General features: G+C 42.4%; 13 protein-coding genes. 8 read left to right on the top strand and 5 right to left on the bottom strand.

Features of this window, described 5'->3' with window-relative positions; translation table 11 throughout:
- Window positions 1-116 precede the first annotated feature (116 nt).
- Together O9323_RS17670 and hrcA are read left to right on the top strand one after the other, a co-directional pair.
- Window positions 117-455, top strand: a complete 339-nt coding sequence (locus O9323_RS17670) for a rhodanese-like domain-containing protein (RefSeq protein ID WP_288125492.1) — start codon at window positions 117-119, stop codon at window positions 453-455.
- 157 nt (window positions 456-612) lie between these two features.
- Complete coding sequence (gene hrcA, locus O9323_RS17665) at window positions 613-1,689, top strand: heat-inducible transcriptional repressor HrcA (RefSeq protein WP_193979460.1); 1,077 nt, start codon at window positions 613-615, stop codon at window positions 1,687-1,689.
- Here hrcA and O9323_RS17660 read toward each other — a convergent pair.
- Window positions 1,676-1,969 carry a hypothetical protein gene (locus tag O9323_RS17660; protein ID WP_002735877.1) on the bottom strand — a complete coding sequence of 98 codons (294 nt, stop codon included), beginning with the start codon at window positions 1,967-1,969 and terminating at the stop codon, window positions 1,676-1,678. The two genes, hrcA and O9323_RS17660, sit on opposite strands and share 14 nt — an antisense overlap.
- Window positions 1,970-2,198: 229 nt before the next feature.
- Between O9323_RS17660 and menA the strand changes: the two genes are divergently transcribed.
- The 5 genes from menA (at window position 2,199) to O9323_RS17635 (ending at window position 7,597) form a co-directional block, all read left to right on the top strand.
- Entirely contained in the window at window positions 2,199-3,107 is a 909-nt protein-coding gene (gene menA / locus O9323_RS17655; protein WP_288125491.1) for a 2-carboxy-1,4-naphthoquinone phytyltransferase, read from the top strand.
- A gap of 173 nt (window positions 3,108-3,280) precedes the next feature.
- Window positions 3,281-4,975: a helicase HerA domain-containing protein gene (locus O9323_RS17650; protein WP_002737662.1), complete on the top strand. Its 1,695-nt coding sequence runs from the start codon at window positions 3,281-3,283 to the stop codon at window positions 4,973-4,975.
- Window positions 4,976-5,031: 56 nt separating this feature from the next.
- Window positions 5,032-5,484: a DUF29 domain-containing protein gene (locus tag O9323_RS17645; RefSeq protein WP_149106359.1), complete on the top strand. Its 453-nt coding sequence runs from the start codon at window positions 5,032-5,034 to the stop codon at window positions 5,482-5,484.
- Window positions 5,485-5,486: 2 nt separating this feature from the next.
- The gene (gene rlmD / locus O9323_RS17640; RefSeq protein ID WP_288125490.1) at window positions 5,487-6,854 is read left to right on the top strand and encodes a 23S rRNA (uracil(1939)-C(5))-methyltransferase RlmD; all 1,368 of its coding nucleotides are present in this window, start codon (window positions 5,487-5,489) and stop codon (window positions 6,852-6,854) included.
- Window positions 6,855-7,195: 341 nt separating this feature from the next.
- Window positions 7,196-7,597, top strand: a complete 402-nt coding sequence (locus O9323_RS17635; RefSeq protein WP_002735716.1) for an ATP-binding protein — start codon at window positions 7,196-7,198, stop codon at window positions 7,595-7,597.
- Here the strand turns inward: O9323_RS17635 and O9323_RS17630 are convergent.
- Window positions 7,594-7,875: a DUF6439 family protein gene (locus O9323_RS17630; RefSeq protein WP_271952968.1), complete on the bottom strand. Its 282-nt coding sequence runs from the start codon at window positions 7,873-7,875 to the stop codon at window positions 7,594-7,596. The genes O9323_RS17635 and O9323_RS17630 overlap by 4 nt on opposite strands.
- 72 nt (window positions 7,876-7,947) lie before the next feature.
- Here O9323_RS17630 and O9323_RS17625 point away from each other — a divergent pair, with 72 nt between their 5' ends.
- On the top strand, window positions 7,948-8,349 hold the full coding sequence (locus O9323_RS17625; RefSeq protein ID WP_002735395.1) for a sll0565 family protein: 402 nt from the start codon (window positions 7,948-7,950) through the stop codon (window positions 8,347-8,349).
- Between the two features lie 265 nt (window positions 8,350-8,614).
- Here the strand turns inward: O9323_RS17625 and O9323_RS17620 are convergent, their stop codons facing one another.
- The 3 genes from O9323_RS17620 to O9323_RS17610 form a co-directional block, all read right to left on the bottom strand.
- Window positions 8,615-10,171 carry a M16 family metallopeptidase gene (locus O9323_RS17620; RefSeq protein ID WP_002750375.1) on the bottom strand — a complete coding sequence of 519 codons (1,557 nt, stop codon included), beginning with the start codon at window positions 10,169-10,171 and terminating at the stop codon, window positions 8,615-8,617.
- 545 nt (window positions 10,172-10,716) lie between these two features.
- Window positions 10,717-12,099, bottom strand: coding sequence for a hypothetical protein (locus O9323_RS17615; protein WP_288125489.1), 1,383 nt, complete (start codon window positions 12,097-12,099; stop codon window positions 10,717-10,719).
- A gap of 10 nt (window positions 12,100-12,109) precedes the next feature.
- On the bottom strand, window positions 12,110-14,440 hold the full coding sequence (locus O9323_RS17610) for an NACHT domain-containing protein (RefSeq protein ID WP_288125488.1): 2,331 nt from the start codon (window positions 14,438-14,440) through the stop codon (window positions 12,110-12,112).
- Window positions 14,441-14,670 lie beyond the last annotated feature (230 nt).

Raw genomic sequence — 14,670 nt, 5'->3', positions numbered from 1 at the left:
ACTGACCCAATCCCCCCACTTGGCCGCGATATTATTCCTACGCAAGTACCTAACTGCTCAGGGTCCCCCGATTTGCTACTCTAAAGGAAAGATAACCGATTCTTAAGACCAAATCTATGAGCATTCCCGAAATTAGCGTCCATGAACTCGCTCTCCGTTTAGCTGATCATGATCCTAATTTACAACTTATTGACGTGCGCGAACCCGAGGAAGTTGCGATCGCATCTGTGGCCACTTTTACCATTTTACCCTTGAGTCAATACCAAGAATGGTCGCCCACTATTGCCACCCAATTCAACCCCCAAGCGGAAACCCTCGTTATCTGTCACCATGGCATGAGATCCCTGCAAATGTGCCAATGGCTACAAAGTCAGGGTTTTACTAATGTTAAAAATATTAACGGTGGCATCGATGCTTATTCCCTCCTCGTCGATCCTAATATTCCCCGTTACTAATTTTTATAGCCCCCATCGGGAAAAGAGAGGGGTAAACTATCCCCTTTCTCCCCACGGAGGACTGACTACTGATAACTGATTACTGATTACTGATAACTGAATAAGCGTTATACTGTCTAGAAAAATGTTATAAATCTTTTGTTAAGATTATCCCCCTATGTCCGCTAGAACCCATCTCAGCGATCGCTATCAACATATCTTAAAGGCGACAATCCAACATTATATCGCCACAGCCGAACCGGTTGGCTCGAAAACTCTGCTAGAGGAGTACAAATTTACGGTTAGTTCCGCCACGATTCGCAATGCTCTCGGTAAACTAGAAAAAGAAGGTTTACTCTATCAACCCCACACTTCCTCCGGACGCATTCCCTCCGATTGGGGTTATCGTCTCTACGTTGATGAGTTAATGACTCCCGATGACCGTATCGGCGAAAAAATCGGCTATTATCTGCATAAAAACGCTAAATCTCCCGCTTGGAGTCTCGAAAGTCTGCTGCAACGGGCCACCCAATTTTTAGCCGGTTTAAGCGGTTATATCGCTATCGTTACCCTTCCCCACACCCTCACTAATACCCTGCGTCATCTGCAATTAATCCCTGTCTCGAACCGGCAGATCATGTTAATTATTGTTACAGATAGTTTACAAACACGCTCGGTTATGATAGAGATTCCCGAGTCTATGGCAACGGACAAGGAGGATGGATTAGCAGAAGAATTACAAATCCTCTCTAATTTTCTCGGGGAAAAATTAAAAGGTTATTGCTTGGCAGATTTAATTAACCTCGATTGGCAGCAAATCGAGCGAGAATTTACCCGTTATACTCATTTTCTCCAACAATTAAGCCAAGAAATCAGCGCTAGTCTCCAATCCACTGCCATCCCAGAGATTATCGTCCATGGTGTCGCTGAAGTCATTCGACAGCCAGAATTCGCCCAATGGCAACAAGTACAAATGTTACTGCATCTATTGGAAGCAGAACAGGATCGCCTTTTACCCCTGATTTTACAAAGACCAGAACTAGAAAAATCAGCTAAAAAAGTCAAAATCACCATTGGTTCCGAAAATCCTCTGGAATCCATGCGCCCTTGTACTCTTATCTCCGCTTTTTATAAACAGGGAGATACTCCCGTCGGTAGTGTCGGCATTATCGGACCGACGCGAATGTTATACGAAAATACTATTCCCCTAGTGGAATCCACCGCTAACTATCTCAGCGAGGCTATAAGTAAGTAGATATCCCCCGTAAAGGTTCGGGAATAGGACAATCGACAGTAAACTCTAAAATTGTCTCACCATCCCCCAAATAGCCAGAATTGGCAAAACAGAGCAACATCCGCACCAGCGCCACCCACACCTGTGCATCGAACTCCCAATCCTGTCCCCGACGCGCTCCACAGGCGATCGATTTTAGCGCCCAAAAATAACTATTTCTCACCACCGAACCGCCTTTTTTATAAACTGGCACATCCTCATGGTGAATATAAAGAATATCATCTTTAGCGATCGCTCTCATCGGTGGCTAGGAAAGTTATAGGAATTTTCAGCTTATCGTCTAGAGAATAACACCCTATAGGAAATTTTGGGCGCATCCCCTGCACTCCTACCATTTTTAATAACTTCTGTTTATCATCACAAATAGGAAATGCCGCCTTTCTAGTGGAGGCACAAAAAGCTATAATTCTACCTTAAACCCTCGTTTTTTATCCCTAGAGCGATCGAGTTTTCCTGATTATTATTCAGCTATGACCACCGATACTATCACCACTCCCTCACCCAAAAAACTCTGGTTAGCAGCCCTGAAACCACCAATGTATAGTGTGGCGATTATACCGATTATTTTGGGAACAGCGATCGCTTATCAGGAAACAGGTCAATTTTCCCTGCCGATTTTTGCCACTTTTATCCTCTCAGCTATTTTAATTCTCGCTTGGTTAAATCTCAGTAATGATGTTTTTGATGCCGATACCGGGATCGATGTTAATAAGGCACATTCGATCGTTAATTTAACTGGCAATAAATCTTTAATTTTCTGGCTCAGTAATCTTTTTCTATTAGTCGGTATTGCTGGCATTTTTGCTATTAGTTATTGGCGAGGCGATTGGACTATCCTAGAATTAATCGCCCTCTGCTGTTTTTTGGGCTATACCTATCAAGGGCCTCCCTTCCGTCTCGGTTATCAAGGATTAGGTGAAATTATCTGTTTCTTTACTTTTGGACCCTTGGCGATTGCGGCTGCCTACTATTCCCAAGTGGGTGCTTTTTCTGTCTCTAGTCTAGCAGCTTCAATTATTATCGGGATTACCACTTCTATCATCCTTTTTTGTTCCCATTTCCATCAAGTTGCCGATGATCTCAAAGCGGGTAAAAAATCACCTATTGCTCGTTTAGGTACTTTAAAAGGTTCTAGAGTTTTAACCGTAGTGACGGTTCTCGTTTACGTTTTAACGGTAGTTTTTGTCCTGCTGCAAGTTTATCCCCCTCTCACCCTCTTAATCTTCCTTAGTCTCCCTTTCGCTTGGCAATTAGTCCACCACGTTAACCAAAATCACGACCAACCTCAGCTAGTCAGTAACTGCAAGTTTATAGCGGTTAATCTTCACTTTTTTAGTGGCATTCTCTTCTCCCTTGGCTATTTCCTTGCTTCCCGTTGATCAACCCGATTTTTTTTCTTAAACCCCTTTATCAGTTATCAGTTATTAGTTTTGAGTTTTAAGTTCACTGATTACTGTTTACTGATCACTGATGACTGTACCCGATCGAGTTTGCACCGATTAACGGAAAAGTGACAGAATAGGGAGATAGATCGCCACAAATCAAGGTTAGCATGAGTGAACAGCCCCTCGGATCGGTTATTCAAGGTTCCCTGAGTGAAGGTTTAGAAATCCGTCTTTATCCGGATATTTCGGTAGAAGATATGCGCGTCGGTAAGTTTTTAGTGGTGCAAGGCACTCGCTCGCGTTTTTTCTGTCTCCTCACCGATGTCTCCCTGGGTAACTCCAGTCCCCGAATTATCGCGAATCCTCCCCATCCCGATGATAGTTTTATGCGCGATGTTTTAGCGGGTAGCGGTACTTATGGTACTATTGAACTATCGCCTATGCTCATGTTTACTCCGACGGGAGGTAATTCCCCGGCAGTTTCCGACACTTCCTTAGGCTCTTTTCAACCCCAAACTAGCGCCGATTTAGAATTACTGCCAGTTAAAACTATTCCCGCGCATTTTAGCCAAGTTTATGAAGCTTGTGAGCAGGATTTTCGCATGGTTTTCGGTTGGGAAGATGATCCCACCAGAAAGAATTTTGCTATTGGTCAACCCCTTGACATGGACGTGCCAATATGTATTAATCTCGATCGCTTTGTGGAACGTAGTAACGGTGTTTTTGGCAAATCCGGGACGGGAAAATCCTTTTTAACCAGATTACTAATTTCGGGCATTATTCGCAAACAAGCAGGGGTTAACCTCATGTTTGATATGCACTCGGAATACGGTTGGGAAGCGATGAAAGAGGGGAAGGAGGTTTCTACGGTGAAAGGATTATGTCAATTATTCCCCGGACAGGTAGAAATTTATACCCTCGATCCCGATTCTACCAAACGCCGGGGAGTACGAGGAGCGCAGGAATTATTCTTAAGTTATAATCAAATTGAAATCGAAGATATTCGTTTAATCGGTCGGGAATTAGGCATCTCGGAAGCTAGTTTAGATAATGCCAATATTCTCTATAACGAGTATGGAGAATCTTGGATTACTCAGTTATTAAATATGAGTAACGAGGATATTAAAATCTTCTGTACGGAAAAACAAGGCCATGCGGGATCAATCATGTCCCTCCAGAGAAAATTAATGCGTCTAGATAGTTTGAAATATTTAAGAAGTTCTTGTCCTCACAATTATATCGATCAGGTTTTACAAGCTTTAGATGCGGGTAAGCACGTTGTCATTGAATTTGGCTCCCAAAGTAATATGCTTTCCTATATGTTAGCCACCAATATGATCACCCGTCGGATTCATGCTAATTATGTTAAAAAAGCTGAATATTTTTTACAAACTAAAAACCCCGTTGATCGGCCGCAACAGTTAGTGATTACCATTGAAGAAGCTCATCGATTTCTCGATTCTGCTGTGGTACATCAAACTATCTTTGGAACTATCGCCAGGGAGATGCGAAAATACTTTGTTACTCTCTTAATTGTCGATCAAAGACCTTCAGGAATTGATAACGAAGTTATGTCTCAGGTAGGGACGAGAATCACCTGTTTATTAAACGATGAAAAGGACATCGAAGCCATATTTACTGGGGTTTCTGGAGGGGGAAGTTTGCGATCAGTTTTAGCGAAATTAGACTCAAAACAACAAGCTTTAGTTTTAGGTCATGCGGTCCCTATGCCGGTAGTAATTCGTACTCGCGCCTACGATCAAAAATTCTATACTGAAATAGGTGCGACCGACTGGCGAGAATTACCCGATGAGGAAGTTTTGGCGGCGGCCAAAATTGCCAAAGCTGATCTAGGATTTTAGAAAAATTAACTTTTGATTGTAGAATAGAGTTAGATTGTTTTTACTGTTTACCTCCCATGACCGCTCAAATACCGATCTCGAAGATCAGCTTATACGATCGAGATTTTCAGCTATGGATCGAGACAACCGTTAACCAATTACGACAGGAGGATTTTGCTTCGGTTGACTGGACTAATCTGATCGAGGAATTAGCAAGTATGGGAAAAAATAATCGACACGCTCTCAAAAGTTTGTTAATTCAATTATTAGCTCATCTGCTCAAGTTAATTTATTGGCAGACAGAAAGAGAGTATAATGCTAATCAATGGGAAGCGGAAATTATTAATTTTCGAGTTCAAATTGCCGATCTGCTGGAAGACAGTCCTAGCTTAAAACCTTATCTCCTCGAAAATTTCGATTCTTGTTATGGAAAAGCTAGACAAATAGTCTCGAAATTGAGCAAGCGAGAAATTCCCATAGAAGTCATTATTACCCCAGCAGAAACCCTGGATGAAAACTGGTTTCCCTAACTATGCAACAAGGTGATTTAATCGAGATCGAGATTACCGACCTCAACCATACGGGCGAAGGTGTGGGAAAATACCGAGGACAGGTGATTTTTGTACCAGATACGGTTATTGGCGATCGCATTCAAACTCGCATCACCTATATCAAAAAAAGTCATGCGATCGGCAAACTACAAACTATTCTACAAGCTTCTCCCCATCGTATCCGGCCCCGCTGCATCGTTGCCGATAAATGTGGTGGCTGTCAATGGCAACACATCGAGGATCAATTTCAGCTGCAGGTCAAAAAAGAGCAAGTACAAGAGGTATTAACCAGAATTGGCGGTTTTACCGATCCTTTGGTTTATCCTCCCCTCACCGGTAATTCTCCCCTCGCTTATCGCAATAAAGCTACCTATCCCCTCGGATTTTCCCCCACCGGCAATGTGCAAGCAGGTTATTATCGTCGCGGCAGCCATCATCTGATTAATCTCAATCAATGTCCAATTCAAGATCAGGCTTTAAATCCGTTTCTAGCAGAGATAAAACAGGATATTCAGGAGCAAGGCTGGTCAATTTACGATGAAAAGACCCATCAAGGACAATTACGCCATTTATCCCTAAGAATTGGCCGCCACACGGGAGAAATTTTATTAACCCTGATTAGTACCGATCATAATTTACAGGGAATTGAGACCCAAGCGCGGCAATGGCTGGCAAAATACGGCAATTTAGTCGGTGTAACCCTGAATTATAACCCCGATCGAGGTAATGCTATTTTTGGCACTCAGACCACAACTATCGCCGGAAGGGACTATATTAACGAAAAGTTCGCCGGATTAACCTATCAATTGGCTGCCGATACCTTTTTTCAGATTAATACAGAGGCTGCTGAAGCTTTATTGGCGCTTATTTGCCAGAAATTAGAGCTTAAAGGTGAAGAAATTCTTATTGATGCTTACTGTGGTATCGGTACTTTTACTTTACCCCTCGCTAAACGGGTTAAAGAGGTGATTGGACTAGAATCCTATAGCTTTTCCCTCGATCGAGCCAAGATTAACGCCCAATTAAATAATATTACCAACACAACCTTTATTTTAGGGGCAGTAGAAAAAACTTTACCGCAACTGACAGTTAAACCCGACATTATTCTACTCGATCCGCCCCGCAAAGGTTGCGATCGCTCTGTCCTTGATAGTTTGTTACAGCTGCAAAGTCAACGCATTGTTTATATAAGTTGTCAAAGTGCAACTTTAGCCAGAGACTTGCAATATCTCTGTCAAACAGGCGATTATCAACTGCTAGAAGTGCAAACAGCTGATTTCTTTCCCCAAACTCCCCACGTCGAATGCGTCGCTTTTCTTAGACAAAAAACAGCGAATATGGTAGGATGAAATGGGAGGAAAACCCAGACACTTTAGCCGTTTATAGCTGAAAAGTCAATGGTTAAGAATTATAGCATATTAGTATCCGTTCCAGTCAACTACTTTTTTGATTAATTACCCGCTCAAAGTGGCCTTGATTCTCGATTGGTTTGTAGATCAATCATAAAAATATCTAATCAATCTCAGAGACAGAAAAGGGACAAAATATGACTCATTAGGTATGGCAATCATCTAGATCGACGGTTAAGAGACCTTAATCTTTCTGCAAGAGAACAGTCATTGAATAAAAGCTAGAGGTAAAGCGCGTGATTGCTATTTCACTGCCAACAAGCAAACGAAGCTGGAACACCATGAGTTTCGCTTCCACCTTGTATCTTTGTCCGATTTTAGATTTATTGACCGCTAGTATTCCCGAAGAATTAGAACCAGAAATTAGATTAGGATTGCAGGAAGCTTTAGTTAATGCCGCTAAACACGGTAATCATCTCGATCCCAGCAAAACCGTCGTTGTTCAATTTTCTAGCAGTAAAGACGAGTATTCTTGGGTAATTACCGACGAAGGTGGTGGATTTACGCCAGGTTGTCACCATCATGGCTGTAGTTGCGATTGCCCCAATTTTCCCCCTGAAGAAGCGGAAAATGGCCGAGGACTGTGTATGTTATATCAAATCTTCGACCAAGTTCACTGGAATCAAACAGGAACCCAACTGAAACTTTCTAAACAAATTAAACAGGAACGCTGGTTGAATTAATGACCATGACCGTGAGAAGGACAGGGAGGAGCAGAAATCGAGCGATCGAGCCAGCCTGTAGCCTGTTGTAGCCGAGGAAGTGCTTCTTTTGGCTGATTATCTAATAAAAACACCAAAGCCGTCCCCAATTGTTCAGCAGCCCGAGCATTACGGTTGGCCTTCAGACGATGCCAGTCAATCGGTGCGATTGCCAAACGTTCCGCCAAAATCCGCGCCAATTCCAGGGTAGATAGATCATCAACAGTCTGAGAGGAGGAAGAGACAGGGGATGGAATCATAATCAAAAGGTTTCGTAAAACCGTAAAATCGTCTATAACTATAGTTTAGACGCAGGCAATCGGATCGAGTCCATGTCCTTAGAAGAAAACCCCTACCCTAACGATGAATCGGCAGAATTTACCGAAGCGATTGAAGAAGTCGAAGCGGCGATCGCATCACTAAAAGACCGTTATCGACAGATCAACGAAGCAGAACAGCAAAAAAAAGACCTAGAGGCACAATTTAGCCAAATAGAACCCCAATGGCGCGAAAATCCCCTACCTGAACTAGAAAAGGAATTAGTACAAATTCGCGAACAGATTCAAGAATTAGAGGTAATTTTAGAAAGCAATTTACTTAAAGAAGGGGAATTAAAGCGCCTATTCTGGGAAGGAATCCGTCGCGGACTGCTGGGGGAAGTTTTTTGGCAAATTGTCCGCTTTGGTGGTATTGGAGTCTTACTGGGTTGGATTCTGCGATCCTGCAGTGGGTGATGAACTGGTATCTAAATTACTTGTTAAGACGGCACTGGGGAGGAGAGAAGGAGCTCTCTTGGATTTGGTGGGTAAAATGTATTCTAAGATACATTCCTCCTAGCGAGGGGGTGGAACGAACCACAAAGACACAAAGGACACAAAGATCGATCCCATGTAAGTTAAACTTATCACACAGAACCTAGAAGAGGAGAGAAGGTAGCTTTTTTTCAGGGAATGCTCACCTAATACCGCTCACTGAAAAATCGCCTATCTCCCCATCTCTCTATTTCGGTAAAATTCGGCCAATAGTGCGATTTTCGGGGGTAAAAGTCTCTTTAGCCACCCGTTGGATATCGGCTGCCGTGACAGCATTATAAGCATCTAATTGGGCGAATAAATTACGCCAATCGCCGGTTTTTACCTCGTATTCAATCAAGGATCGCGCCATGCCCATGTTAGAATCAAGACCTCTTAATAGGGCTGCCCGTAGTTGATTTTTAACCCGTTCTAATTCCTGTTCCGAAACCGGTTCATTTTTCAATCTTTCCAATTCCAAATTCAAACCCTGCGCTACTTCCTCCAGGCTGACATTAGGAGCGCTGAGAGCATAGAATAACAGCAAATTCGGGTATTTATCCCCCGGAAAACCGTTAAATCCCTGGGCAGCGAGGGCAAGTTGTTTGTCCTCCACTAAAGCTTTATACAGTCGCGAGGTTCTTCCTTCACTCATTAAAGTGGCGATAACCTCGTAAACCGCATGATCGGGATGATTGAGGGCGGGACGATGGTATCCTTCTAAATACCAAGGCTGCGAGGCTAATTTTAGGGTAATTTCCTTTGTTTTGGTTTGGTTCGGTTCCACTACCGTCACCTGGGGGGGTTTCGGTTTAGCGGGAAAACGACCAAAATAAACTTTAGCTAACTGTTTGACCTGTTCTGGGTCCACATCCCCGGCGATAGCTATGGTTAAATTACTGGCAGGATAAAATTTATCGAAAAAGTTTTGGATATCTGAGGGTTCCAGATTGCGAATATCTCGATCGTAGCCGATAACGGGACGTTTGTAGGGATGGACAGTATAAGCTTGATCGAGAAAAGCTTCGATTAATAGACCCAAGGGGCTATTATCCGTCCGCATCCGTCTTTCTTCCAGAATTACGTCTTTTTCTTTGTAAAATTCCCGTTGGAAGACCGGTTCTAAAAATCGTTCCGATTCCAAAGACATCCATAATTCCAATTTATTCGACGGGAAGCTGTAAAAATAGCTAGTTGCATCGCTGGAAGTGGTGGCATTTAAACCGACTCCTCCCTGAGTTTCGACAATTTGCCCGTATTCGTTGCGTTGGACGAATTTCTCGGACTCTGCCTTAGTTTTTTGAAATTCTTCCGTTAATTTAGCCACTTCTGCGCTTTTACCCGCTTTTTTGGCCGCTTGCAGTTCTTTGTCTATAGCTTCAAGGCGATCGAGGACTTTTTTCTCGCTAAGATAATCGGTAGTACCGATGGTTTTTGTGCCTTTAAAGGCTAAATGTTCCAAAAAGTGGGCAACTCCTGTTTTACCGTCCGGTTCATCGGCACCCCCCACATCCGCGTAGGTGACAAAGGAAATAACCGGGGCATCGCGATTTTCTAGGATAATGAATTTTAGTCCGTTGTCGAGGCGAAATTCGGTAATTTTTTGTTGAAATTGCTTAAGGTAGGGGGTAATCGATTGTACATCGGCTGGTTCCTCTTTCGCTTGGGCAAGAAGGGGTGAGAAACTCCCAAAACCCCAAAACACAAGGAAAGCGACCCAAAAGCCGATTACAGCCCGATAATAGGGGTTATTTTTAATGATCATAGATAGTTTTATCAGGTATCGTGGGAGCGAGAGATCGATCGCTCTGTTCGATCTTAGCAGTCGATTGTTAGGAGAGGGGGAGTGGGAATTATGAATTATGAATTATAAATTATGAATTGGGAAGTGGGGAAGTGGGGAAGTGGGGAAGTGGCAATGGGGGCTTTTCAGTAAACAGTAAACAGTAAACAGTTAAGCTAAGACGCATTTAAACCGCTTATTCTTAGATTAGCCGAACCTCCCCCAATCCCTTTACTGTTGCCTTTTGCCTCTTGCCTTTTGCCTCGTCTCAACAAGCAATTTAAATTACGAACAGCTTAGGGACTTGCGTGGGAATAATATCCCAATCGATCGGAGGGCGCAAGCTTTGCGCCCCTACAGTAACGGATTTTGCCCACAATGTAGGGGCGAACTGCGTTCGCCCAAAAGGTACATTATCAAAGCGCAAGTCCCTTATCAGTTATCATTTCATTGTTTACTGTTCACTGTATCTCAACAGTAGAAGAATTTCTATAACATCGTCAAGTTTATTACTGTTTGGGCGACTATCACTGCCCATCTAAAACGCCTCTGAGGGGGTTGCGGGCTTTTTCTTCTAATTCTTTACCTCGCACCCAAAGGACAGCACAAAATCCGAAGATAACTAGCCAAAATAGGGATATTGATCGCCATTCCCAAGATAGGCGATGATACAGAGCAAAAGAGGTAAACCCAAATACAATGGGAAACCAACAAAACCAGGGAAAAGCTAATATCGACAAGAATCGCACCCATCCTAAATCTGTTTTTTCTTTAGCCAGATACCAAATTCCCAAACCATAGCCAATAGCCGCAACCCCAGCCACAGCCACAGCGCAAGCCACAGCCACAGCCACATCCCCAGTCACAGCCATAACCACAGGCACAGCCACAGCCGCAGCCACAGCCATAACCACAGGCACAGCCACAGCCCAAGCCACAGCCACAGCCCCAGCCACAGCCGACGCCACAGCCCCAACCACAGCCACAGCCCCAACCCCAGCCACAACCCCAGCCACAGCCAAAGCCCAAGTCAAAGCCCAACCCCCATTCCGAGCCACAACCCAAGCCACATCCACAACCACACCCGTAGCCTCATACAAAGCTGTCACCCCTTCCCAAACTAGGTTTTTTCTGAATAGCCGATACCATTCCTGACAAAACGTCCAGGGTCCCAGTAAGCCCAATTGCATCAATAAAGTTGGCTCTGATAGCTCTGATTTATCTTCTTCGGTTATAATTTCTCGCCCTAAAACTATTAAAAAACACAGCACAACAACAATTGTGATTGTCATCAAGCCATTAACCCAACTTTTTGGCTGACTGTACATGATAGCGAATATTTCAATTACAGATCCAAGAGAAAGCAAGAAGACAACAGTTAAAACAATTAGATATTCTCGGCCTTTTTTAAACTCGTATTCTATTTTTTCAAAAAGATTGCGCCAGTCGTTTCTTGTGGGGCGGCGGTAGTTGATTAAGCGAAACAGTAAGGCAAATTTTAATTCAGGTGTCAGACTCTTAAATAAATATAACCAACGCTGCTTTGGAGTGATTTTACTTAAAACTCGATCAACAAACTCTATTTTATTGTCTAAATTTTCAAGTAAAACCGATTCCAATTCATTTTTAAAAGAACTTAACTGAGTTAGATTAATTTCATCTTGTAACTGAATCGCACATAAAGGAATGACTAACCGAGGATCGACTTCAAGAGTGATTGTGGGAATATCATCAGCAGAGCTTTCAATAATTGCAGCAGCAACTTTCTTGACAGTAGCAGAGAACTGAAAATTGCTTGAATTTTCAAAAGGTTGCCAAATCCAATTTAAGTCCGTTTCGATTACCTCTTGTGGCTGGCGCTTTTGTTTAACGGCTCGATTTTTTAGTCGGCGAATGAATCTGAATAGCATTAGTTTTCCTTCAGGATGGTGTGCGATTGCGTTCAGCTTGACTATCTTCTAACTGCTTCAACAGTGCTGCAAGTCGAAAACTTACTTTTCCGCTTAAGTTCGGATCTTCCTGCAATCTTTCAAGTGCCTCAGCCGCTTCTGGTATGGCAATTTTAACTAGATCATCCATTGCTTCTATAGAGCCTTTTCGAGCTAAAGATTCTAGTTGATTAACTGCTAAACCTCCCATTCTGATTAAGGCTTCTCGCACTTCTATAAAATGGGGTTGATTGGGATCATAGTAAATAACTAATTTTTCTACTGCTTGAGGCAAATTAGTGGCAGATAAGGCTTGAGCCGCTGCTTTTTGGCTGGCTGAATTATCTAAACTAGCAACTAAAAAATCAAATAATGCTTTCCCTCTAGGACGAAAATCAGCCGCGACTGAGCCAAAAGCACTACAAATTGATTCATCGGTTCTCAATTGTGTCTTAAAATAATCTATAATCTCCTGAGCAACTTCTGGTTTTACTTCTTGAGCATCTGCTAGACATTCAAATGCTGTCAGTGTATCTTGTTGATATACCGCCGTAATTAAATCCGTACTATTGTTTGCCAATCCACACCATAACTTGACAATTTCTAGCCAGTCGCTAGAAGCATTTTGCCATTTTTGAATTAATTCAGCTTGTCTGTCTGTTAAGGCTGCCGCCACGAAATATTCTTGTAGAGTGAGATGAGGAAAATAATAACGCTGTCCGCCATCAATGCGAAGCAATAATCCACTGCGTTTGACGATTTCATCAACGATAGAATTAGCCTCTTTAGGCTCTAGATTTAATGAAGGTAAGACTTGTTTAACTTGTTCCCATACTTCAGAATCAAGAAGACTGCGGCGATCTTGCTGTTGTCGATTAGCGCTATTCTGAGCATAGAGTGCTAAATGTTGCAGAACTCGCCGCTTGTTGACACCACTATATTGATTAGGGATATTTCTTTCTTGATCGCGCAATTCTAATAAAACATTAGTAGCTTTAGTGTAAAATTCGGCTCGCGAATGAGGTAAAACGAAGGGAGTATCCGTATAGAGATAGGCGATGATTGTTAACAGTAGGGGATTCCGCGCCAGTGCCATAATTTTCGGTTTAGCTCGCAAGTTTTGAATCAATTGTTCTACTGATTTCTCTGGCGGCATTTCCGACTTCCAAGCTTGCAAAAAGCGGCGCATTTGTTGGTCACTAAATTCGTCAATCTCTAAAGTTTCCTCGGTATTATCGACAAACTCATTATGATAAACAGCCGTCCGACAGGTAATAATTACTCGACATTTTTTATAATTTTCTAATTCTAAAAAGTCCTTAAGACACCGAACAACAGAAGAGCGAACGCTACTACTAACCTCATCTAACCCATCTAAAAGCAGCAGCAAACGTCCGTCTTTTAAACCTTGAGAGATGAAACGATTAGCTTTGGGAAAATTATGGCGATCGCAAGCTTCTACTAAATGTTGTTCTAACTTTTCTACTGTCAAATTAGCGTCATTGAGCCGATTTAATTCTAGTAAAATTGGCACGGGACGATCCGATAAATTTTTGAATCGTCCTTCTGAATAGGAAAGTGCTAGATACTTTAATAACATCGACTTCCCCGAACCAGGCGCACCTTTAACCACTAAGCGGCGGTATTTTTGCACCGCATTTTCTGCTTCAATCAAAGAGCGATCGCTCGCTTTAAAAGCTTTTAAAGAAACATAAATCTCCCGCATTTCTAGGGGACGATGAGGACGAAAAGGTATATTAAGTTTTTGATATTTATCAATTAATGCTTGTCGATACTTTTTAAGAGCAATATTTTCAAATAAGGGTGTTCCAGCGAAGGTTTTATAAATCCATTTACTAATCGCTTCTAAAGACTGATTGAGCCATTTTTTTAAGGTATCACTAATAACATTCCACAAAATACCACCCAAAACAAGAATAACAATCACAGGTATCCAGGCAGGATATTTATTAGTATCATATTGTTGTTCATAGATATCCCATAATTCATCCTGTGCAAAACAAGAAGCTTGAGAATTTACCTCTTTATACAAATTTAAAATATCACCAATTGTCTTTTTCTTTTTATCAGTATTAAAAAAGTTCAAACGGTCAGCTTCTGCATCTTTTTTTGCCCGATTTTGAATATCTCCCCTAAGTTGGTTACAGGGATTAGGTGCAGGAAGCTTTTGAGTAAAAACAGGCAAAATTGTCCCCCACGCGACTGAAATTGCCAGCGCTAGGACAAAAATCATCAATAACTGCTGCTTTTTCCAGTGAATAAACTTCATTGTCTGTACCGTTTCTTTGCCTTTTTCCCACATCCTGGCTACCAATATAACACTGATTCATACAGTATAGGCTACATATCAGGAGAGGCACTCATGCACGAGGGGGAATAAATAATCAGTTTTTAAGTAGCTGGTTATAATTAAATTAAAAATGGATTTTAGGTTCGATCCCCCCTGCCCCCCTTGATAAGGGGGGTGCCGATAGGCGGGGGGATCCCCCCTGCCCCCCTTGATAAGGGGGGTGTCTGACAACTTTTAACGCC

It is taken from the genome of Microcystis sp. LE19-131.1A (assembly GCF_027532015.1).
In the GTDB taxonomy this organism is placed as follows: domain Bacteria; phylum Cyanobacteriota; class Cyanobacteriia; order Cyanobacteriales; family Microcystaceae; genus Microcystis; species Microcystis ichthyoblabe_A.
Note: the sequence above shows the minus strand (reverse complement) of the source record. Positions and strands in the feature narration are given on the sequence as shown.